The organism is Pandoraea cepalis (assembly GCF_902459625.1).
Taxonomy (GTDB): Bacteria; Pseudomonadota; Gammaproteobacteria; order Burkholderiales; family Burkholderiaceae; genus Pandoraea; species Pandoraea cepalis.
In genome coordinates this window covers 43,426-66,281 of record NZ_CABPRY010000001.1, presented here as the reverse complement: position 1 = coordinate 66,281, position 22,856 = coordinate 43,426, and the positions used below count along the sequence as shown (strand labels likewise).

Here is a 22,856-nt window from a genome sequence, read left to right as displayed (position 1 = left end):
GGGGGGCGCACTGTCATGACGTCGAACTTCTTTGACCCGGCGGCGGCGCTGCCACGAGAGGCGCGCCGCTTCTGGTGGCTGGCCGCGATTGCGGGCGCCGCCTATGCGTTGGCGTTGCGCGGCGCACCTTATGCCGACCAGGGCATTGCCAAGGTGCTGTTGTGTGCCTTGTTGTTGTTCGCGGCGCTTTACCACCGGGTGCCGCGCGAGCGGGTGTGGCTTTGCGCGGCGCTGATCTTGTCGGGCGCGGGTGACGTGCTGCTCGCCTCGCCGACCTTGGCACAAGGTTTCATTCTGGGCCTGGGCGCATTCCTGCTGGCCCATCTCGCGTATTTCTTGTTGTTCTGGCGCTTGCGGCGCCCCTGGGCGAAGGTGCCCGGCTGGCATCGCGTCGCCATCGTGCTGGTGTGGGCGGCGGCGGCGCTGGCGTACGCGATGTACTGGCCGGGAATGGGGGAACTCAAGGCACCGGTGGCGTGCTACGTGATCGTGCTGGCGATGATGGCCTCGGCGGCGCTGCTGGCCGACCTGCCGGGCGAATGGGCCGCCGTCGGCGCGCTGCTCTTCACCGTCTCGGACGCGCTCATCGGCACCACGCGCTTCGTGGGCCCCATCCTGGCCCAGGAGTACGCCATCTGGATTCTTTACGCACTCGCGCAACTGATGCTCGCGGCCGGCATCCTGGCAGTGCGTCCTGCGGATTTGTCGCAACCGGGTGAGATGCATGTGCGCCGCGACTGAGCATCGGGGCTGGGGCGTTGGCCGTCAGGTCGTGTTGAGCGTTGCGCTGACGCTCGGCGCATTTCTGTCCCCGGCACCGGCGCACGCCGTCCCGTCGTTTGACGAGGTGCATGATGACTGGCGCGCGTCGGACTGGATTCTGCTGGATCGTCGCGGCATTCCCTTGCAGCGCCTGCGGGCCGACATGCAGGCGCAACGCGGCGACTGGGTAACGCTCGCCGATGTCTCGCCCGCTTTTCGCGAGGCGTTGATCGTTTCCGAGGACAAGCGTTTCTATGAGCACAGCGGCGTAGACTGGCGCGGCGTGGCCGCCGCCGCGTGGGGCAACCTCTGGCATACGCGCACGCGCGGCGCCTCCACGCTGACGATGCAGTTGGCAGGTCTGCTCGACGACGATTTGCGACCGAGTACCCACAATCGATCCGTTTCTCAGAAGATCGGTCAGGCGGCAACGGCGTTGTGGCTGGAGCAGCGCTGGCGCAAGGATCAGATTCTCGAGGCATATCTGAACCTCGTGCCGTTTCGGGGCGAGCTCGTCGGCATCTCGGCCGTCTCGCAAACGCTGTTCGGCAAGTTCCCCAGCGGACTCGACGCCCGCGAATCGGCGTTGGCCGTTGCGCTGCTGCGCGCGCCGAACGCGCCCGCCGCGCGCGTGGCGCAGCGCGCCTGCGGCATTCTGCGTGACATGAGGCAGGCGTCTGACTGCAACGGCCTCGATGGCTACGCGCAACTCGTGTTTTCGCGACCGGCAAGCGTAATGACGACGCGCGATGCCGTTGGCCTTGCGCCGCATTTCGCGCGTCGAGTGTTCAGCGCGAGTCGTCCGCCCGCGGGCACGCGAATTCTCAGCACGCTGGACGCGAATCTCCAGCGCATGGCGGTGACCACCTTGCAGCAGACGCTGCGCGAGCTGGGCACGCCGGGACGTTCGCGCAACGTGCAGGACGGGGCCATTGTCGTCATCGATAACGCGAGCGGCGATATTCTCGCCTGGGTCGGTTCCTCCGGGCCATTGTCGTCGGCGGCACAGGTCGATGGCGTCACATCGCTGCGGCAGGCCGGCTCGACACTCAAGCCATTTCTTTATGCCCAGGCGATTGCGGAGCATCGCGTGACGGCAGCGTCGCTCCTCGACGATTCACCCATCGATCTGCCCACGGGGGGCGGCCTGTACATTCCGCAGAACTACGATCATCACTTCAAGGGGTGGATCAGCGCGCGCACGGCGCTGGCCTCGTCGCTGAACGTGCCGGCCGTGCGCACGCTCGTGATGGTCACACCGCGCCGGTTCGCCCAGACGCTCGTCTCACTGGGCTTGCCGCTCACGCAAAGCGGCGACTTCTACGGCTACAGCCTCGCGCTTGGCAGTGCCGACGTGACACTGCTCAGGCTCGCGAATGCCTATCGCGCGCTCGCCAACGGAGGCACCGCCAGCGGCGTGAACGAGCGCATGCCGGAGTCGGTACGCCCGCGTGCTGGTGACGTCACGAAAGCGCGCGCGAAAGAGGTGATGCCCACGACCGTCTTCTCGCCGCAGGTCAGTTTCATCGTCTCTGACATGATCGCCGACCGGCAGGCGCGCACCCGCACGTTCGGGCTCGACAGCCCGCTCTCGACGCGCTACTGGACCGCCGTGAAGACGGGCACCAGCAAGGACATGCGCGACAACTGGGCCGTCGGATATTCGCGGCACTATACGGTCGGGGTTTGGGTGGGTAATGCCGACGGCGCGCCGATGTGGGACGTCTCCGGGGTGTCGGGTGCCGCACCGATCTGGCATCGCCTCATGGACTATCTGCATCGACGCACGGCGAGCCTGCCGCCCACGCCGCCGCCCGGACTCGAACATGTGGCTGTGCAGTACGCAGAGCGCGTTGAACCTGCACGCGACGAGTGGTTTCTTCCCGGAACGTCGCAGCGCACAATCGTGCTGTCCTCGCTCGCGACCAAAGCGCCCGGCGGACCACTCTGGCGAATTGTCGGGCCCCCCGAGGGCACGATCGTGGCACTCGATCCGGATATTCCGCCCGCGAACCAGCGCCTGTGGTTCCAGGTGGCCGCCGCGTGGCCTAAGGGGGCGGCGTGGCGACTCGACGGCAAGCCGCTCGCGGGCCGTGCGCGCGTGGGGTGGTTGCCGTGGCCGGGGCGTCACACGCTCGAACTCGTCGATGCTGCCGGGGCGGTGCGTGACCGCGTGCACTTCGAGGTACGCGGTGCGACGCTCGACGATGGCAAGCGCATGCGCAATGCGAGTCGATGAGCGTATGCGCGCGAGGTCGCGAATAATTTTTGAAGCAACAGACGCGTTCACGCGATGCAGGCTACACTGAAATCAAACCTGCTAACGCGTGACGCCATGTGACGGCGACGAGAGCGACCCCTCTCGCCAATGACGCGCGCCCCGGAGCGGAGACATATCGATGATCACGCTGGATGCGCGTCAAACCGCACAGTTGTTGCCGTACCCTCAGTTGGCCGACGGCATCGAGGCCATGCTCATGGAGATGCGCGCGGGCACCGCGCGCGCGCCCGCGCGTCTGCATTTCGCGTTGACCGAACCGGAGCGCGGCCGCCGTGGCGGTGTGCTGCTGGTGATGCCCGCCGCCAATCGCGATGTCGCGATGACCAAGCACATCACCGTGCATCCGGAGAATTGCCGTGCGGGAAAGCCTTCCATCATTGGTGAGGTGATGGTGTTCGATCCGCATACCGGAGAGCGATTGATGTTGCTCGACGGGCCTACCATCACCGGTCGACGCACGGCCGCCGTGACGCTGTTCGCCGCCCGCAAGTTCGCGCCGCGCCCCAAGGGACCGGTGTTGATCGTCGGGGCGGGGGTGCAGGCGAGGGCGCACCTGGAAGCGTTTGCCGCAGGCATGGGCACGCGTCATTTCATGATCTTTTCGCGCAGCGCGGAGCGCGCCCACGCGCTCGCGGAACACGCCGCGTCGCTCGGCGTGGAAGCCACCGTGGTCGACGCGGTCGAACCGATGCTGAACACCGTGAGCATCGTGATTGCAGCGACCACCAGCAGTGAGCCTGTGCTGCCCGATAGCGACGTGCTGCGCTGGCGCGACGACATCTTTGTCGCGGGCGTCGGTGCGTTCCGTCCGGACATGCGCGAGTTGCCGCCGCAGTTGTGTCGCGACGCCGCCGTGCGCGGTACGCTCGTCGTCGATACCTGGGAGGTCAAGCACGAAGCCGGCGATCTGCTGCATGCGGCCATCGACTGGGGACGTGCCGCACCGTTGCTCGACGCCATCATCACCCCCGATCGTTTCCGTTCGAGCGGGCCGGTGATTTTCAAGAGCGTGGGCTACGCCCTGTGGGATCTCGCCGCCGTCTTGTGCGCACGCGCGAATCTCGCAAAGGACGGCGTGCCCGCCGCCTGAGCGGTCTGACGCCGGTGGGATGAACGGGGTTGGGCCCAGGTCGCGCCGACGCGTGAACCGCGTGGCGTGTTCACGCGGGCAACGCGAAGGGCACGCTTGCGGAAGCGTCTTTGAGCCTTGGATAGCCGGGCAATGCCTCGGGCGTCATCACGTGCACCGGCAAGCCGAGCGTTGCCTCGATGAGGTCGGCGCGCATCACGTCGCGAGGTGTCCCTGCTGCAAGAATGCGTCCGTTGGCAAGCAACGCCATACGGTCCGCGTGACGCGCCGCGAGGTTGACGTCGTGCACGATGGCCATCGCACCGAAGCCCCACGTTGCGGCAAGCTCGCGCGTGAGCGAGAGCAGGTGATGCTGATGCGCGAGGTCGAGCGCCGCCGTCGGTTCGTCCAGCAGTAGATAGCGCGGCACCGACGGGGCCGAAGCCTCGTCGTCGGGCCATAGCTGCGCAAGTACTCGCGCAAACTGCACTCGCGCCCATTCCCCGCCAGACAAGGTCATCACGTCACGGTGCCGTAGCGGCAGCGCCCCCGCGCGTTCCAGCGCGAGCGTCGCGATTTCCGTATCGCTCGCGACGGTCTTGCCGGAGGCGTCCCGTCTGCGCGATCTCGGGTAGGGCAGACGCCCCATCGCCACGATATCAAGCGCGCTGAACGGAAACGCCAACTGCGCCGTTTGCGGCAGCACGGCACGCAAGCGAGCCAACGCCGCCGGGGCGTATTGCGCGAGCGGCGCGCCGTTCAGCGTGATGTCGCCGCGCATGTGCGTGCGCGCGGGCAGCGGATCGCCGGCCATCGCCTTGAGCAACGTGCTCTTGCCCGCGCCGTTGCGGCCAAGCAGCACCAGCAATTCGCCGGGACGGATGTCGAGCGACAGGCCGTCGAGCACGGGCGAATCGGTGTGGGCAATCGTGAGGTCGTGCGCACTGAGCATGGCGATGTCCTGTTCTATCAGACCGGTTCGGTGAGCGTCATAGCCCAAACTGTCCGCGGCGTCGCCACAGCAGCATCAGGAAGAACGGCGCGCCGAGCAGTGCCGTGAGAATGCCCAGCGGCAACTCGGCCGGCGCCACCCAGGTGCGCGCGACCAGATCGGCAAGCAACGTCAGGATCGCACCGAAGAGCGCGGCTGCCGGGAGCACGGCGCGCGGGTCGGGCCCGACGACCAGCCGCACGATATGCGGTGCGATCAGGCCGATGAATCCGATCATGCCGCTCGACGCGACCAGCGCACCGACGCACAGCGCGCACGCCACCATCACTCGACGCTTGACCGACTGCACGGCGACGCCGAGATGCAACGCCTCCGCTTCGCCCAGCAACAAGGCGTTCAGCGAGCGGCACTGTGTGGCGAGCGCGACGATCCCCAGCGCGACCGGCCATACAATCACGCCGAGCATCGGCCATTGCGCGCCGCCGAGACTGCCGAGCGTCCAGAAGGTGAGCGTGCGCAACTGCGTATCGTCGGCGAGGTAGGTGAGCAAACCGATGGCCGCCCCCGAGACGGCATTGATCGCGATGCCGGCGAGCAACAGCAACGGCAGGGCGAGGCGACCGCGTCCCGCGGCCAGACGGTAGACGAGCGTGGTGACACCAAGCGCACCGACGAACGCCGCCACCGGCAGTAGCCACAAGCCCAGCGACGCCGCGAGCGCCGCCGGAAGCAGAACACCGCCGAGGACGATCACCCCTGCCGCGCCCAACGCCGCACCGCTGGCCACGCCGATCAGTCCGGGGTCGGCGAGCGGGTTGCGGAAGAGGGCCTGCAACGCGGCGCCGGCGGCGCCGAAGCCCGCGCCGACCAGAATACCGAGCACGATGCGCGGCAGGCGAATCTGCAACATGACGTTGCGTGCCTGGTCCTGCGCGAAGTCTCCTGTGGCGCCCCGGAACAGCACGGCAATCGCTTCTCCGGGCGCGATGCGATAAGCCCCGCCGCACAGCGCGGCGAGCACCGCGACGGCGAGCAAGGCGGCCAGCGCCGTCATGACGCACCATCGTGGCGGGCGGCGTCGCACCGTGCCGGTGTGATGCGATGTGGCGGCAACGGTCGTGGGCCGACCCGCTTCAGATGGGCGTGATGGCAACGACTTCGGTAGCGCAGGCGCGGCTGAAATAGTTTCGTTCACGGGCGAATGGCGGATTTCGGGATAGCCTTGGCGCATGGTCAAGCGGCGTGCACGCGCAGCGCGAGATCGGCAACCGCCTGCGGCAGTCGCGGACCGAAGCCGAGCAGATACAGCGCGTCGAAGCTCACCACGCGTTTGGCGCGTCCGGCGGGCGTGTTCGCGAGCCCCGGTTGTGCGAGCAGCGTTACCGCGGGATCGGCGGGCGATGGCCCGGTCGTGGTCGTGAGCAGCACGTCGGGCTGGGCCGCGACGGCCGCTTCCGCCGTCAGCGGCCGGTAGCCGGTGAAGCCACGCAACGCATTCTCCGCACCGGCGTAGGCGAGCATGGCGTGCGCCGCCGTGTCTTGCCCCGCCACCATCACCTGGTTGCCCATGTGGCCGAGGATGAACAGCACGCGTGGGCGGCGCGCGATGCCATACCGTTGTTCGACGTCGTCGCGAACGCGCAGCCAGTCGGCGGTAAAGCGGTCCGCCACGCGTGCGCCGTCCTTGGGCACGCGCAGAGCGGTGGCGACGGCGCGAATGTTGTCGAGCACTCGCTCGGCGGTATAGCCGTGTACGAAGCGCTCGACCGGCACGCCCGCCGCCGCGATCTGCGACAGCACGTTGGGCGGCCCCGCTTCCGCGCCCGCGAGCAGCAGGTCGGGACGCAGCGAGAGCACGCCTTCCGCCGACAAGGTGCGCAGGTACCCGATCTTGGGCAGTCGGGTGGCCGCTTCCGGATACAGGCTCGTCAGATCGTTGGCGATCACGCGATCCTGCGCACCGAGCGCGTAGACGATTTCGGTGAGTGCGCCGCCCGCGACCACGGCGCGCTTCGGCCCGCCTCGCCCAGGTGCATCAGGCGTCGTTGCGCTGGCCTGCGCCGCAATGGCTCGCGCGCCCGGCCACGCGCCGACTGCCAGCGCAGCGCCCCTGATCAACAGAGCGCGCCGCGAGGCCCCGCGTGTGTCGATCGGGCGGTTCACGTCGAAGTCTCCGTGACGCCTTGCGCGTCTCCCGCGTGCGACGCATGCCTCACTCGAGCGAGCGTCTCGCGCCAGTCGTCGCGCTCGGCCTGCCCGGGCTTGCGCTCACCAAAGAACATGGCGATCACCATGCCCGAGGCATCGAGCAGTTCCAGCGAGGTGACGATGCCATCTGCCGTCGGCTTGCGCACGATCCAGGCCGAGTCGACGAGGTCTTCACGCAGATGCAGGTTGAAGCCCGGATCGAGCACATTGACCCACGGACCCATCACGCGAATCGTCTTTACCGGCCCCGTGTGGATCTGGATCATGCCCGCGTTGCCGACGAACACCATGATCGGCAGGGCGGTGCCGGCGGCATCGTCGAGCAACGCGCGCACCGATGCCGCCCTCACGCGTTGCGCATGACCTTCGGGGGCGAGACGCAACGCTTGGGCGCGCGACACCCGGTGGCGCTTGAGCAGTTCGAAGAACTGATGTGTGTCGGTCATGGCCAGCCAGTCGCGCTGGAAGGCGGCGGCGTCGATGTCAGCCTCGGGCGTCTCGGCCTTCGGGACGTCGGCAGCGACGACGTGCTGACCCGGCGTCTGGTCGCTCGCGCGAAAGCGGGCGACGAGAGCGTCATACGCGAGCGCATCGCTGTGATCGCGCAGGAACATCTTGTGCACGGCAGTGCCGGTCTTGTCGAAGAATTGCAACGAGCGGCGGGGGCCGTTCTCCGTCGGCGTTTCGACGGCATACCCGAACGCCCATTGGTGATAGAAGACGCGCAGGTCGAGGTCTTTGCCGAGCCCCAGGCCAATGGTGCCGGTGTGCGAGAGCTTCTCGTACTGACCCTCCTTTTCGTGAACCGCGGCGTTGTTGCGCGTGAGCGCCATGACCCGCCCCAGCGTGGGCAACGCTTCGACGATCTCGATGAACTCGGGACGCAGCCTCACGACGTGCTCGCCGACGAACGCCGCGACCGTCTCGCCTTCGGAGACGCCCAGGGCGGCGGCGGCGTCGCGATCGCGCAGGTTCCGTTCGGTCTTGACGCGGTGGAAGTCGCTGCGCAGACGGGTGACGTCGGCGAGCGCAGGGAACGCCGGGTGGGCGGCGGGGGTGGCGGTTTGCGTGTTCATCATGGCGATTCCTTGGTGGCGGGGGTTGCGTTCGTTGCGTGATGGCGGGCGCGCGAGCGCGAGCGCCGTTGCGAGTCTCGTGCCGTCGAATCAGTACTGAAGCTTCAGGCTCACGGCCACGCTGCGGCCCGGTGCCGAATACGCGTCCTTGAGCGTTGAGCTATCGGCGAGGCCGCGCACGTCCGACCAGTTCCAGGCCTTGCGGTCGAACACGTTGTAGATGCCGGCGTAGAGCGTCGCGGACTTGTTGAGGCGATAGCCGCCCGACAGGTCGAGTACGACCGACGACGGGGGGGCCCAGCAGGTCTGGTTCTGCTGCGTGCCCGAGGTGCAGGTATTCGCGATCTGGCTTTGTGCCTTCGCGGCCTGAAAGAGCAGGTCGGCTTGCGCGAACCACGTCGTGTTCGGCTCGTAGCGCACGCCGAGCACCATCGAGAACGGATTGACGGTGTTGAGCGGCTGGGTGGCGGCGCCGTTGTTTTGCGTCGTGCCGTGTGTGTAGGCCATCGCCGTGCGCAGCGTCACGCCGCCCTGGAGCGCCCACGTGGCGCGGCCTTCCCAGCCCTGGATGCGGGCGCGGCTGTAGTTCACGTACTGATAGATGAGCGGATCGCTCGGGCGGCCCGAGCCGCTGATGTTCTGCTGCGAGATGAAGTTGCGGTAGTTGCCGGCGAAGACGGCGGTGCTGTAGGTGACGGGGCCGAGCGTGGTGGCGAGGCGTCCGCGCAACCCCAGCTCTAACGTGTCGCTCGTCTCGGGCTTGAGGTTCGGGTTCGCGATCGACATGTAACCGAAGATCGGATTCGAGAAGCCGTTGTTGACCTGGTCGGGCGTTGGCGTGCGGAAGCCACGTGCGTATTGCACGTAAGGAATCAGCGACGGCGCGATCTCGTACATGATCGCCAGACGCGGCGAGAGCGCGCCATCGTTCGACGAAGTCGGTTGAACGCGCGCGCCGGAGGCCGTCTGCGACACGTACAGCGGATCGTTCTGCTTGGGCGAGAGCCAGTAGGCGTCGTAGCGAATGCCCGGCGTGACGCTCAGCGCGCCGTAGCGGATCTCGTCCTGCGCGAAGGCGCCGAACAGCGTGTAGTCGGTGTCCGGGAACGCCTTGTTGGGGAATGACTCGCCCATGCCCGGCACGGTGCCGTTGCGATAGCTGGTGATGTAAGCGAGGCTCGCGTCGGCGCCGTACACGAGCTTGTGCGCGAGCGGGCCGGTCGTGAAGTGGCTTTCCGCCTGGGCGGCGCCACCGACGGTGCGCTCCTTGTACGTGTTGTCGCGCGTGCGATCGCCCGCCGTGCGTTTCTCGTACGCGAACTGGCTGTTTTTCGCGTCCTGGAAGTACAGCAGCGCGTGCGCGTTCTGCACGTAGGCCTGCGAGGCGTCGCTGAAGTCGTAATCGAGGCTGACGCGGTTGCGTTCGAGACGATCGCTCGTGTTCAGGCCCAGTGTCGTGGGCGGATTGATGGCCGACAAAACGTTCGAGTCCACCCGACGGCGCACGGTCTCGCCCGTGAGCTTGAACGTCGAGCGGGGCGTGGCCTTGAAGACCAGCTTGCCGAGCACGGAGTCGCCATTGCTGTCCTGTGGGTTGGCCGTTGTGCGCGACGTGCTGGCCGAGTTGTTGGTGCCCTTGCCGTCGAGTTCGTGGCCCTTGTTGCCGTCGACGATGACCATGCCCTGCCACTGCTCGCCGCCCCACGCGGCCTGGGCGGTCGTGCCGAAGCTGCGGTCCATCGAGTTGAAGTACGGCCGCAGCGAGACATAGGTTGACTTGCCGAACACATCGAGCAGGTCTTGGGGATCCTTGGTGAGGAAGTTGACGACGCCGGTGAGTCCATCGCTGCCGTAGAGCGACGAGGCCGGGCCGCGCAGGATTTCGATGCGGCGCAGCAGGTCCATGCCCAGATAGTCGCCACGACCTGCTTCGAGCGGACCGAACGCATAGGCGGACGGCATGCGGATGCCATCTTCGAAGAGCGCCACGCGGTTGCCTTCGAGGCCACGAATGTTGATGCTCGAATTGCCGTCGCGACCGCCGCCGGCGGCCGCCGAAGCGGGGCGATACGGCGCGCGGCGCACGGTGACGCCAGGCTCGTAGCGCAGGGCCTCCTTGATGTCTTGCGCTTGTTGTTCTTCGAGATCCTGGTCGGTAATGACCGAAATCGACGCCGGGGTTTGATCCGCTTTGGTCGGGGTGCGCGTCGCCGTGACGTTGACCTCCCGCAGATTGGCTTCAGCGACCTGCAAGGACGCGTTGGGCGAGGCTTGCGCGAGGTGAAGCGTCTCAACGGACTGCGCCGAGCCCGTGCCCGATGCCGGTTGCGCGAAGACCGCGGGCGACCAGACCGCAGCGAGCACCGCCCCTGCGAGCGGGCGGAGACGCCATCGACGCGCCGGATCGCGGGGCGAATCTTCGGATCGGATCGAACCGTGGATGCCGAAATTCCGGCCACCCCGGCGCGTTGACATGACAAAAGCGCGGCCCCCGCCGCTTGACGACTGCTTCACTGCTGGCTCCCAGAGCAAGAAAACCCCGTTGCTGGCTGGCAAGCGCTCGTGGCAATCGTCGTGTTCCGCGTGTCGTTATCGAGGCTCGGGAACACGCCGGCAGGCGCGGCTGGCGAAAGATCTCACGCCGCGCGGCCGGATAGGTTCGGCCTTGAGACGAAGATGTTAATAAGAATCATTTGCATTGTTGGCGAAGAACGACCCACGCGTCAAGAGGTGAGGTGACGCGATGTCAATGAATGGGAAGGGGATGAAAGGCGCGCGTCAGATCGGCAAGCTCGTATCGAACTTGATTTCACGCAGCACGACGCTGGTCTTGACGTTGGCCACTGCGGGCAGACGGAAGATGTGTTCGTGCAGGAACGCGTCGTAGGCCTTGATGTCGGGCGCCACGATTTTGAGGATGTAGTCGGCTTCGCCCGTGGTGCTGTAGCACTCCGTCACTTCCGGGCAGGTGCGGATTTCGCGCTCGAACTGCTCCGTGCCGCCCTCCGTGTGGCGGGTGAGTTGCACGTGGGCCAGGGCGCACACGTGCAGGCCGAGCTTTTCCCGATCGAGCAGCACCGTGTAGCGCTGGATCACGCCGCTTTGCTCCATGTCCTTGATGCGCCGCCAGCATGGTGTTGCCGACAACCCCACGTTATCCGACAGTTCCTGCGCCGAGCGGCGCGAGTCGATCTGCAATAGCCGCAGAATCTGGCGTGCAAAATTATCGAGTAATTCCATTTCTCAAAACCGCCATCTACGAAATGAACGTTTCTTATTGTGCGCCAAACGGAGTGAAATAGTAAAAATCTTTCTCTTACCTCCCCATACACTGCTTGCATACCGATGCGTGGCCGCTCGATGCGGTCGGGACGTCGAGACGAACAGAACAAATGCCCCCGAAGCACGGCCGATGTCGCCGTCAGATCGATCTGACGCAGGCCGCGGGGATCAGGAGAGACACGATGAATGCCCCCATGCGCGCCGCCCTTGCGACGCCGACGGCCAATCCCCTGGCCCATCCCGATTACCAGCTCTCCGACGCGCTTGCGGCGAGTCGCGGTCAGATTTTCCTCACCGGCACGCAGGCGCTCGTGCGCATCCTGCTGATGCAGCATCAGCTCGACGCCGCGCGTGGCCTGAACACCGCGGGCTTCATCAGCGGATATCGCGGCTCGCCGCTCGGCGGCGTGGATCAGCAGTTGTGGAAGGCGAAGAAGCTGCTCGATGCGGCCAACGTCAAGTTCCTGCCGGCGATCAACGAAGAGTTGGGCGGTACCGCCGTCATGGGCACGCAACGCGTGGAAGCCGACCCGGAGCGCACTGTCGAAGGCGTGTTCGGCATGTGGTACGGCAAGGGCCCGGGCGTGGACCGCGCGGGCGATGCGCTCAAGCATGGCAACGCGTATGGTGCGTCGCGTCACGGCGGCGTGGTCGTAGTGGCAGGCGATGACCACGGCTGCGTGTCGTCGTCCATGCCGCATCAGAGCGACTTCACGATGATGTCGTGGAGCATGCCGGTACTCAATCCGGCCGACATCGGCGAACTCGTCGAATTCGGTCTCTACGGCTATGCGCTGTCGCGTTTCTCGGGCGCTTGGGCGGGCCTGAAGGCCATCTCCGAGACAGTCGAGTCGCGCGGCACCGTCGACCTCGACAAGATCCGCACGGACTGGGTCGAGCCGTCCGACTACGTCGCACCCGCGGGCGGCCTGCACAATCGCTGGCCCGATCTGCCGAGCCTGGCGCTCGAAGCGCGTCTGGCGGACAAGCTCGATGCCGTGCGCGCCTTCTCGCGCGTGAACAGCATCGACAAGTGGATTGCCCCGGCGCCGGACGCCGACATCGGTATCGTGACGTGCGGCAAGGCGCATCTCGACCTGATGGAGACGCTGCGCCGTCTCGACCTTACCGTCGACGATCTCGCGGCGGCCGGTGTGCGCATCTACAAGGTCGGCCTGTCGTTCCCGCTGGATATGTCGCGCCTGGACACGTTCGTCGCTGGCCTGAAGGAAATCCTCGTGATCGAGGAGAAGGGCCCGGTCGTCGAGCAGCAGATCAAGCAATACCTCTACAACCGCACGACGGGCACGCGCCCGAGCGTGCTCGGCAAGACCGACGCCGAGGGCCGCGCGCTGCTCTCCGCGCTGGGCGAGTTGCGTCCGTCGCGCGTGTTGCCGGTGTTCGCCGATTGGCTGGCAAAGCATCGCCCGACGCTCGATCGCCGTGAACGCGTGGTCGATCTCGTGGCGCACGACATCCTGTCGAATGCGGCCGACGGCGTGCGTCGCGTGCCGTATTTCTGCTCGGGATGCCCGCACAACACGTCGACGAAGGTGCCCGAAGGCTCCATCGCGCAGGCCGGTATCGGGTGTCACTTCATGGCGTCGTGGATGGATCGCGACACCACGGGGTTGATCCAGATGGGCGGCGAGGGCGTCGACTGGGCCGCGCACTCGCACTTCACCAAACGTGCGCACGTCTTCCAGAACTTGGGCGACGGCACGTACTTCCACTCGGGGCTGCTCGCGATTCGTCAGGCGGTGGCATCGAAGGCGAACATCACCTACAAGATTCTCTACAACGACGCCGTGGCGATGACGGGCGGCCAGCCGGTCGACGGCTCGATTTCGGTGCCGCAGATCGCGCGCCAAGTGGAAGCCGAGGGCATTGCGAAGCTCGTCGTGGTGAGCGACGAGCCGGAGAAGTACATCGGCCACGAAGGCCAGTTCCCGAAGGGCACGACGTTCCATCACCGTAGCGAACTCGATGCCGTGCAGCGCGAGTTGCGCGAGATCGCGGGCACGACCGTGCTCATTTACGATCAGACGTGCGCGGCCGAGAAGCGTCGTCGTCGTAAGAAAAACGAATTCCCGAATCCAGATCGGCGTCTGTTCATCAACGAGGCCGTTTGCGAGGGCTGCGGCGATTGCGGCGTGGCATCGAACTGCCTGTCGGTCGAGCCGGTGGAAACGGCGCTGGGGCGCAAGCGTCGCATCGATCAGTCGTCGTGCAACAAGGACTTCTCCTGCGTGAACGGCTTCTGCCCGAGCTTCGTGTCGGTCAAGGGCGCGCAGTTGAAGAAGGCGCTCGCCGCCGCTTTCGATCAGGCGGCCTTCGAGGGACGTCTGAACGCGCTGCCGCAACCGAGCGCACTCGCCGGCGATGCACCGTTCGACATCATGGTCACGGGCGTGGGCGGCACGGGTGTCGTGACGATCGGTGCGCTCATCACGATGGCGGCGCATCTGGAAGGCAAGAGCGCATCGGTGCTCGACTTCATGGGTTTCGCGCAGAAGGGCGGCGCTGTGCTGTCGTTCGTGCGCTTTGCCAACACGCCGCAGGCGCTCAATCAGGTGCGCATCGACACGCAGCAGGCCGACGTGCTGCTCGCCTGCGACATGGTCGTGGGCGCCAGTGCGGATGCGCTGCAAACCGTGCGGCGCGACCGCACGCGCGTGGTGGTCAACACGCATGCGATTCCGAACGCGACGTTCGTGCAGAACCCCGACGCGAATCTTCATGCCGATGCGCTGCTCGAGAAGATGCGTCACGCGGCAGGTAGCGACAAGCTCGATGCGTGCGACGCTCAGGCGCTCGCCCAGCGGTTCCTCGGCGACACGATGGGCGCGAACATCATCATGCTCGGTTTCGCGTGGCAACTGGGGCTGGTGCCGGTGTCGCTGGATGCGCTGCAACGCGCGATCGAGCTGAACAATGTGGCGGTGCCGATGAACCAGCTCGCGCTGGCGATCGGCCGGCTGGCGGCGGGCGATCCGACAGCGTTGACGCAGACGACGGCCAAGGCCACGCCGACGCCGGTCCATGCACCGGTGGCCGACGACATGACGTTCGACGAGCTCGTTGCGCATCGGATGACGTTGCTGACGCAGTACCAGAGTGCAGCGTATGCGGCGCAGTTCGCTGCTTTCGTGAAGCAGGTGGCCGATGCGGAAACGCGCGTGGCGGGGGCGCCGGGTCGCTTGTCGCGTGCTGTTGCGCAGCAGCTCTCGCGCCTGATGGCCTACAAGGACGAGTACGAAGTGGCGCGGCTGTATGCGCAGACGGACTTCGCCGACGCATTGGGCGAGACCTTCGAGGGCAAGCCGGGGCGTGACTTCCGAGTTGAGTTCCATATGGCGCCGCCGCTGATTGCCCGCGGCAAGGACGGTGGGGTGCCGAAGAAGGTGACGATCGGGCCGTGGCTGTGGCCGGTGCTGCGCGGGATGGCGAAGCTGCGCGGCTTGCGCGGCGGCGCGCTGGACGTCTTCGGTTACACGTTGGAGCGCCGCATGGAACGTCAGTTGATCGCGGACTATCGCACGACGCTGGAGCGCGCGTTGGCAGGCTTGTCGGCAGAGACGCTGGCCGATGTGATCGCCCTGGCCGAAGCGCCGGCGAAGATTCGCGGCTATGGTCATGTGAAGCTGGCGAACCTGGCGACGGCCAAGCGCGTGGAGGCCACGATTGCGGGTCGGCTGGGCGTGATCCCCGCCACGGGCGATGCCGTCGAGCAGGCGCTGGCGCACGCGCGTAGCAACGGCAAGTCGCTCAAGGGCATTCCTGTGGTGACGGCGAAGTAAGGGGATCGGCTTGATCGGGGGCGCCTTCCGCAATAAGACATGAGGGCGCCCCATTCGACAATTACCTACCAAACTTGTTGGAACGAGTGGCAGGAAGCTTGTCAAACGGTTTGGCTTCGTTCGCCATTCACGAGTGTGGCGGCGGGCGTTGTGCGACGGGAACCAGGCGGGTGAACAGGGCGAGTCCGATAGCGGCGCCTCCTGCGCATAGAAACACGAACTCGATGCTGGTGACGTTTGAAAGGGCACTGCCGATCAGCGGCGCAATGATCATCAGCAGCAGCTGAAGACTTCTGCCAGTGGACGTCACCGTCCCCAACACCTCGCGGGGACATTCCCGCTGGAACGTCAGCATCATCAGCATGACACCAAGTCCGTACCCGAATCCGTTCCCGATCCAAAGGCCGAGCATGGCGACTACCGGCAATGTGGCGTTCGCGTAGACAATGGCCGCAGGCGCCAATATGGTGATGCCGAAGAGCAGCGATGAAGCAGCGAGCAGATCCGTCGGGGGCCATCGCCTTACCGCTGCTTTGAAGGCAAGTGTCCCCAGAATTGCGCCGGCTGCCGTGCACCCCACAATGCTGCCGAAGGTCCCGTCGGGATAGCCGCGCGCTTTCAGAAACAGAGCGAGCAGTGCGTCGTAGAAGCCGAGGACAAACGCCTGGCATAGCGTGACAAGGAACACCCGGCGCAGCATGGCGTGATGCATCAGGACATCGTGGAAGACTGACCAGACGGGACGTGCTGAGGGGAGAGCCCCGCCGCGTTTGCCGGTGTTTGGGGCGAGTCCGTTTGGCAAGAGCAGGATGCCGATGACGCTGAGCGCCGCCGAGATGGCAAAACCCTGAAGGTGCCATGTCGCCAGCAGTGCTGCGACGAGTGGTGCTACCAGTTTCGCCAACTGATCAATGAGCGTGACTTTGCTGGCATTGCCGGGAAGTGCCTCGTCGGCCAGCAAGCGGCGAAACAAGTGTTGTTCGGCGGGGCCGGGGACGAGGTTGGCGAATCCTTTCGATGCGACGCAGATGAGAAAAATCCCGACGGTAGGGGCTTGCCAGAGCGCCAGCGCCGCGGCAGCGCGAATAAGGTAGCTCCAACGCAACATCCGCCATGGACAGTGGCGATCCACGAGCGCCCCGATCCACGGGCCCGCAAGGACGCCGGGCACGCCGTAGAACGCCATCGCGAATCCAATCACGACGGCGTCGGCATTCCACCGAAATGCGAGGTTTTCGAAGATAAGTGTGAAGTCAATCCATAGGATCGACGCGCCGATTGCACGGGAGGCGAGCAAACGCGAGTAGCTTCCTGCTTGGCGTGTAGCAATCAAAGCGAATCTCTTTACGATGCGGTGGTGTGCTGATCGCGCATGTATAGCTGATTTTCGACAACGAAACCGTCCAGGCCGACGTTTCGCGCAAAACGAGCGAGGTCCGACGATCGATTGATGAAGCCGGTGCCGTTGAAATTCAGAAAGTACTTCGTGAAGCGAAATGGTCTTGCCGTTTCGATAGCGTCGGTACGCGCTCGGCGCCGTCCACATGAACCGCACCGGGATTCGTAGCTGCCGATCGGGGGAAGCGTTCAGGCGTCGCGGCCGATTCTGTACCGCCTTCGCGCCGACGCGCTACCATTCGGGGGTTAAGGTTGACGCAATGGGGTGAGGCGGATGCCGGTGGTGGCGTTGCGACGGGAGGCCGTCCATCGCGCACGAGGCATTGGGACTTGCCATAAGCGCTTGATTACGGAGAGGAAAATGAGTGTTTCGAAGGCACCTGCGGATCGCAAGGTGATCCTCACGGGTGACCGCCCGACGGGGCCGCTGCATCTGGGCCACTATGTCGGCAGTCTGAAGAACCGCGTGGCGTATCAGCACGAGTACAAGCAGTTCATTCTGGTCGCCGACGCGCAGGCGTTGACGGACAACACCGACGATCGCGGCAAGGTGCACCGCAACGTCTCGGAAGTGGCGCTCGATTATCTGGCCGTCGGCATCGACCCCAGCGTCACGACCATCTGCGTGCAGACGTGGCTGCCCGAACTGACCGAACTCACCTTCTACTACCTGAACCTCGTGACCGTGGCGCGCCTGGAGCGCAACCCGACCGTCAAGCAGGAGATCGGGCTGCGTAACTTCGAGCGCGATATTCCGGCCGGCTTTCTCACGTATCCGGTGAGCCAGGCGGCGGACATCACGGCGTTTCGGGCCACCCTCGTGCCGGTCGGCGAAGACCAGTTGCCGATGATCGAGCAGACGAACGAAATCGTGCGCCGCCTGAACCGCCTGGCCGATCGCGAGATCCTGGTCGAAGCAAAGGCGCTGGTGCCGCCGATCGGGCGTCTGCCAGGCATCGACGGAAAGGCCAAGATGAGCAAGTCGCTCGGCAACGTGATCAACATCTCGTCGACGCCGGACGAGATCCGCGCCGCCGTGAAGAAGTGCTACACCGATCCGCTGCATCTGAAGGTGGAGGATCCGGGGCACCTCGAAGGCAACGTGGCCTTCGCGTATCTCGACGCCTTCGACGAAGACAAGGAAGGCTTGCAGGCGCTCAAGGATCACTACGTGCGCGGCGGTCTGGCCGACTCGAAGGTGAAGGCGCGTCTGGAAGAGCGGTTGCAGGAGATGCTGCGTCCGATGCGTGAGCGTCGCGAGGAATTCGCCAAGAATCCGGAGTTCGTGTGGGACATGCTGCGAGCCGGCACGGAGCGTGCGCGTGAGACGGTCTCGCAAACGCTCGAGGATGTGCGCTCGGTGTTCGTCACCCCGGGTTGGAAGAAATAAGGCGTGCGCTGACCGTTGCGTCGGCGTCTTGCCTTAAGAGAAAAGCAGCCCGGACGGGCTGCTTTTTTTCATGGGCGCGGCCGAGGGCGATGCGTTGTCGCGGGAGGCGTGCGTGCGCCAGGTCGGGTCGCACTGGCGGTTTCGCCGTTGGGGCTCGATCCACACTGCGCCATGTCGTTCCTGAACGATTCGGCGCGGAGCAGGGGTTGCGCCTCGTCAGCGGATGCATCGCGCGCCGCAGCGCCGGCGTTCGCCTGACGGACGAGGCGCTCGACGCGGGACAGCGCCGTATTCTGCAGGCTCAGCAGTTCCGCGAGGCCGTTTTCCGCGTCCGTCAGGGCGTCCCTGATCTGCCCTTGTGCAGCGAGTGTTCGATAGCGTTGCGCCAAATCGACGGCGGGCGGGGCAGATACGTACTTGATTGGACGCATAGTGAATTTGTCTCCTCGTGTTGAATGAACCCTCGCCGAGCCAATGGCTCGCCGTCAAAGCCGAGTATTCCCAAACGTGTGGTCGAGATGCTCGAGATTCTCGTTGAGCACGCGCTGATTGCGTGTGGCGCGCGCAATGTCGTGACCGAGCTCGTCGAGACGCGCCTGTATTTCGGTGGTCGCTCCCGATTGATGCTCACTGTGCCTCGCTTCCAGCCCGCGATTGACGGCGTCGTTCAGGTTCTTGATCGCCGTGATCTCGTTCGATAGCTTGCCCCAGCCGCGATTGCGTGCATAACCGAAGACATTGAAGATCCCGTTGCATGCCGTGAGCACACCGGCAGCCGTCGAGGCGAGCTTCAACCCTACCGCGAGACCGACAAGTGCGGGCAGCAACCCGGGAAGCACCGCCGACGCGACGCCTAACGAGACCGTGATGACCAGGAACGAGACGAGAATCAGGATTCTTGTCTTCCATCTCCGCTTCTCGCCCGGGATGGCCGCCTGGGCCTGAGTCAGATAGTGGTTGATCAGCGGCTCGGTCTTGCTCAACAGTTCGCCCGTCACCACGAATGCCGCGTATAGCTCCGCCTTCGCTTGTCGAAGCGCTGCCGGCGTCATCTCTGCGTTTTCCAGGGCCCGCTGCTGGTCCGCCAGAACCCGTCGCACCGATGTCGTGCACACCATCGTGTCGAGTGCGGCTTTCAAATGACGGAGCGCGTCGAACGCCGCCTTCGCTTTCGGCGTCAGTTGTGCCGTGTCGGAGATCGATTGTTGGGCGTCGACGCGCTTGAGCGATGTGAAGGACAGATCGCTTGCCTTGCCGATTTTCACGATGGCCTTCTCGAACTGGTCGATCAGTGCGTCGACGCCGAGAATATCGGACGTCGCATGCGTCGAGACGACCTCCGACAGCCGTGCGATGGCGTCGTATTCGCCGGACAGTTTGCCCCGGACCGCTTCGGGGCTGACCGTTTGCGCCGCCGCATCCCAATCGCGCTTGATCGCGCTCAGGTTCGCAACGATGTCGGCCCGGAGCGTTTCGATCGTGGGTAGGGCATCGTCGCCCGCGGTGACCGACAATGCCGATCCAGGGGTTGGCGCATGCTGCCGAACCCCGACCTGTTTCCATTCGGACCGCGTAATTGGCGATGACTGCTTGGCGACGCGACCGCCAAAGACGGTATCGAAGCCTAATGACATGTAGGATGGCGGAGCGAGCTTCATGGGTAGACACCTTCTGCGCGACATTGCGAGGAGTCTATGCAGCGGCGCACCGCCGCGCTTTTCATTCGCGCGTCGAATTGTCGGAATCGGGGTATCGAGGCACCACCGGCAACGACTGCGGTCGCAATAAAAAGCGCCGCGACGTGCGAGACATCGCGGCGCTTCTCCTTCCGCTCACCGCGAACGCGCTTGCGCGTGTTGCCGGGCGGCGGCTTCGGTGATTGCGGTTATTCCGGCTGCTTGGCGACCTTCCCGTCCTTGAAGACCCAGCGGATGTTTTCGCCCTGGCCGGTCAGCACCTCGATGGATTCGAGCGGATTGCCGTCGACGACCAGCACGTCGGCCAGCGCGCCCGGCGCGATCACCCCCAGCTCGCCCGCGCGATTCAGAATCTCCGCACCGATGACCGTTGCCGAGCGAAGCGTCTCGGCGGCCCCCAGCACGTCGGCACGGATCGTCAGCTCGTCGGACTGATACTTGTGCATGTCGCCGAGCAGGTCGGAGCCGAAGCCCATCTTCACACCCGCGTCGCGATAGATCGAGAGCGATTCGCGCCCCGCGCGTTGCACGCTCTCCACCTTGGCCACCGACTCCGGCGGCAGGCCCAGCGATGCGCCGTCCTTGGCCAACGCGTCGTAGGTGACCAGCGTCGGCACAACGTATGCGCCTTTCTCGGCCATGAGCTTCGCCGTCTCGGCGTCGCACAGATTGCCGTGCTCAATGGTGCGCACACCGCAGCGCACGGCGCGCGCAATCGCACGCGGGGTGTAGGCGTGAGCCATCACATAGGTTTGCGCCGCCTCGGCTTCGGCGACCGCTGCGCGGATCTCGTCTTCCGAGTATTGCGTATTGGCGATGGGATCGACCGGCGACGCCACGCCTCCCGAGGCCATTAGCTTGATTTGCGTGGCGCCCTTTTGAATCTCCTCGCGCACGGCGAGGCGGATCGGATCGACACCGTCGACGACGCGCCCGATCGCGCCCGCGCGAAACGCGCACGAGCACGGCTCCAGCGTGTCGCTGCGCGGACGGAAATCGCCATGTCCGCCCGTCTGTGAGAGCGCCTTGCCCGACGGGAAAATGCGCGGCCCGGGAATCACGCCCTGCTCGATGGCCTGTTGCAGCGCCCAATCGGCGCCGCCGGCATCGCGCACGGTCGTGAAGCCGCGATTGAGCATGCCCTGCATGATCGGCAGCGACTTGAGCACGGTGAGCACGTTCGGCTGGCTGGCGTTCGTGACGAGGTTCGGATGCGAGGCGAGCACGTGCACGTGGCAGTCGATCATGCCGGGCATGACGGTCTTGCCGGTGACGTCGATCACCGTCGCGCCGTCGATGTCTAGCGGCGTGGCGCTGAGTGCGGTAATGCGATTGCCCTCGATAGCGACATCGTGACTTTCCAGCAGGCGGCCGGCGACTGCATCGAGCACATTGCCGCCGCGAAGCAGGGTAACGGACATGGGGAATTCCTTGAAAAAATGCACAAGGCGCGCCGGTGAGGGCGCGCCTTGACGACAGGGGGACTCAGGCCTTGGGCAGCGGCTTCACGAAGCACGTGCCGACGAGGCTGATGGCCGCCGCGACGATCACGTAGATAGCCGGCGCCATGTTGCTGCCCGTGCGGGCAATCAGCCACGTGATGATGAGTGCGGCGAAGCCGCCGAAGATCGTCACCGCGAAGTTATAGGCCACCGACAGACCCGTCGAGAGCACCTTCGCCGGGAACATCTCGGAGAACGCCGCGAGAATCGGACCGGTATAGCAAGCGATGAGCAGGCCGAACACGATCTGGAACATCAGCAGCGAGTGCAGGCCAGGCGCCACGTTCAGATACGTGAACATCGGCCATGCGAGCAGCAGGATCAGCAGGGCCGAGCCCGAGAGGAACGGACGGCGGCCATAGCGATCCGCCAGACGGCCCACCACCGGCGCGAACACGAGAATCATCGCGCCGCCGACCATGCCCGCCGTGAAGCCATCGGAGGCTTGCAGCTTGAGCACGCGCTGGGCATACGTCGGCATGTAGAACAGCAGCACGTAGGTGCAGATCGTCCACAGCACGACCATGGAGAAGCTGGCGAGCGTCTCACGCGGATATTGCGAGAGCACGTCGCGCAACGGCGTATCGGACTTCTCGGCATGCTGGAACGTCGGCGTTTCGTCGATCTTGTTACGGATGTAGAAACCGACCGGGCCGATGAGCATGCCGACGAGGAACGGCACGCGCCAGCCCCACGACGCGAGCGAGGCGTGATCGAGTTCCGTCGTCACGAACGTGCCCACGGCCGCGCCGAGCAGCACGGCGAAGCCGATGCTCGACTGAATCCAGGCCGAGTAATAGGCGCGCTGATTGGCGGGCGCGTACTCGGTCAGGAAGGCCGTTGCGCCGCCCATTTCGCCGCCGGCCGAGAAGCCTTGCAGCAAACGCGCCAGCACGATGATGAGGGGCGCGCCCAGACCGATCTGTTCGTAGGTTGGGGCCAGACCGATCATCGCGGTGCCGGCGGCCATGAGCAGAATGGTGAGCGACAGGGCTGCCTTGCGGCCCACGCGGTCGGAATAGATGCCGAGCACGATGCCGCCGACCGGACGCATGAAGAAGCCCACGCCGAACGTGGCCACGGCCAGCAGGAACGACGACAGATCGTCGCCGGTGGGGAAGAATTGCTTCGCGATGATGGCCGCGAAGAAACTGTACACGGTGAAGTCGAACCACTCGAGACCGTTACCGATCACCGTCGCCACGATCGCGTGACGGCGCTGACGGGCCAGGTTCTGTTGAGGCACTGCCAAAGTCGCCTGCATCTGAGTCTCCCGAAAGATGGGTGGCGTCCGTTGCGTGCCTTGCGACTACGTCATACCGGTAATACGCCTGCTTTTATGTCGGATCACGTCTGCGCTCCCATCGGGATCGGCACACGTGCGCGGATAAGACACAAAGTAGTGCAGACAAAATGACAGGCCAAACGAAAATTCCGCA

16 protein-coding genes are annotated in these 22,856 nt (G+C 65.4%); 5 read left to right on the top strand and 11 right to left on the bottom strand.

Annotated features, from left to right (window positions below; genetic code table 11):
* Positions 1-15 precede the first annotated feature (15 nt).
* The 3 genes from PCE31107_RS00275 to PCE31107_RS00265 all read left to right on the top strand — a co-directional run bounded on the left by PCE31107_RS00275 (position 16) and on the right by PCE31107_RS00265 (position 4,133).
* Entirely contained in the window at positions 16-741 is a 726-nt protein-coding gene (locus PCE31107_RS00275) for a lysoplasmalogenase (RefSeq protein WP_130027611.1), read from the top strand.
* Positions 725-3,001, top strand: a complete 2,277-nt coding sequence (gene pbpC / locus PCE31107_RS00270) for a penicillin-binding protein 1C (RefSeq protein WP_150605782.1) — start codon at positions 725-727, stop codon at positions 2,999-3,001. Before PCE31107_RS00275 ends, pbpC begins: the two co-directional genes overlap by 17 nt.
* A 160-nt stretch (positions 3,002-3,161) precedes the next feature.
* Positions 3,162-4,133 (top strand): delta(1)-pyrroline-2-carboxylate reductase family protein, encoded by a 972-nt coding sequence (locus PCE31107_RS00265; RefSeq protein ID WP_130027610.1) that lies wholly within the window; start codon positions 3,162-3,164, stop codon positions 4,131-4,133.
* 70 nt (positions 4,134-4,203) lie between these two features.
* Here the strand turns inward: PCE31107_RS00265 and PCE31107_RS00260 are convergent, their stop codons facing one another.
* The 6 genes from PCE31107_RS00260 to PCE31107_RS00235 all read right to left on the bottom strand — a co-directional run bounded on the left by PCE31107_RS00260 (position 4,204) and on the right by PCE31107_RS00235 (position 11,588).
* A complete protein-coding gene (locus PCE31107_RS00260) occupies positions 4,204-5,064 on the bottom strand; it encodes a heme ABC transporter ATP-binding protein (protein ID WP_150605780.1) in 861 nt (286 codons plus the stop codon).
* Between the two features lie 37 nt (positions 5,065-5,101).
* Positions 5,102-6,295: a FecCD family ABC transporter permease gene (locus PCE31107_RS00255; RefSeq protein ID WP_174966507.1), complete on the bottom strand. Its 1,194-nt coding sequence runs from the start codon at positions 6,293-6,295 to the stop codon at positions 5,102-5,104.
* Between the two features lie 2 nt (positions 6,296-6,297).
* Positions 6,298-7,227 (bottom strand): heme/hemin ABC transporter substrate-binding protein, encoded by a 930-nt coding sequence (locus PCE31107_RS00250; RefSeq protein WP_150605776.1) that lies wholly within the window; start codon positions 7,225-7,227, stop codon positions 6,298-6,300.
* Positions 7,224-8,351 carry a hemin-degrading factor gene (locus PCE31107_RS00245; protein ID WP_174966506.1) on the bottom strand — a complete coding sequence of 376 codons (1,128 nt, stop codon included), beginning with the start codon at positions 8,349-8,351 and terminating at the stop codon, positions 7,224-7,226. Before PCE31107_RS00245 ends, PCE31107_RS00250 begins: the two co-directional genes overlap by 4 nt.
* A gap of 87 nt (positions 8,352-8,438) precedes the next feature.
* Entirely contained in the window at positions 8,439-10,823 is a 2,385-nt protein-coding gene (locus tag PCE31107_RS00240) for a TonB-dependent hemoglobin/transferrin/lactoferrin family receptor (protein ID WP_150605774.1), read from the bottom strand.
* A gap of 303 nt (positions 10,824-11,126) precedes the next feature.
* The gene (locus PCE31107_RS00235; RefSeq protein ID WP_130027606.1) at positions 11,127-11,588 is read right to left on the bottom strand and encodes an Lrp/AsnC family transcriptional regulator; all 462 of its coding nucleotides are present in this window, start codon (positions 11,586-11,588) and stop codon (positions 11,127-11,129) included.
* A gap of 236 nt (positions 11,589-11,824) precedes the next feature.
* Here PCE31107_RS00235 and PCE31107_RS00230 point away from each other — a divergent pair, with 236 nt between their 5' ends.
* Complete coding sequence (locus PCE31107_RS00230) at positions 11,825-15,430, top strand: indolepyruvate ferredoxin oxidoreductase family protein (RefSeq protein WP_425494704.1); 3,606 nt, start codon at positions 11,825-11,827, stop codon at positions 15,428-15,430.
* Positions 15,431-15,557: 127 nt separating this feature from the next.
* Here PCE31107_RS00230 and PCE31107_RS00225 read toward each other — a convergent pair whose 3' ends face one another.
* Positions 15,558-16,727, bottom strand: a complete 1,170-nt coding sequence (locus PCE31107_RS00225) for an MFS transporter (RefSeq protein ID WP_174966505.1) — start codon at positions 16,725-16,727, stop codon at positions 15,558-15,560.
* Positions 16,728-17,189: 462 nt separating this feature from the next.
* On the opposite strand from PCE31107_RS00225, the gene trpS reads away from it, so the two are divergent.
* Positions 17,190-18,218, top strand: coding sequence for a tryptophan--tRNA ligase (gene trpS, locus PCE31107_RS00220; protein WP_017233850.1), 1,029 nt, complete (start codon positions 17,190-17,192; stop codon positions 18,216-18,218).
* A 68-nt stretch (positions 18,219-18,286) separates the two neighbouring features.
* Here the strand turns inward: trpS and PCE31107_RS00215 are convergent, their stop codons facing one another.
* The 4 genes from PCE31107_RS00215 to PCE31107_RS00200 all read right to left on the bottom strand — a co-directional run bounded on the left by PCE31107_RS00215 (position 18,287) and on the right by PCE31107_RS00200 (position 22,681).
* Positions 18,287-18,649, bottom strand: coding sequence for a hypothetical protein (locus PCE31107_RS00215; protein ID WP_150605768.1), 363 nt, complete (start codon positions 18,647-18,649; stop codon positions 18,287-18,289).
* A gap of 54 nt (positions 18,650-18,703) precedes the next feature.
* Positions 18,704-19,732 carry a hypothetical protein gene (locus PCE31107_RS00210; RefSeq protein WP_174966504.1) on the bottom strand — a complete coding sequence of 343 codons (1,029 nt, stop codon included), beginning with the start codon at positions 19,730-19,732 and terminating at the stop codon, positions 18,704-18,706.
* Between the two features lie 371 nt (positions 19,733-20,103).
* A complete protein-coding gene (locus PCE31107_RS00205; RefSeq protein WP_150605764.1) occupies positions 20,104-21,336 on the bottom strand; it encodes a metal-dependent hydrolase family protein in 1,233 nt (410 codons plus the stop codon).
* 64 nt (positions 21,337-21,400) lie between these two features.
* A complete protein-coding gene (locus tag PCE31107_RS00200) occupies positions 21,401-22,681 on the bottom strand; it encodes an MFS transporter (RefSeq protein ID WP_130027601.1) in 1,281 nt (426 codons plus the stop codon).
* Between the last annotated feature and the right edge of the window lie 175 nt (positions 22,682-22,856).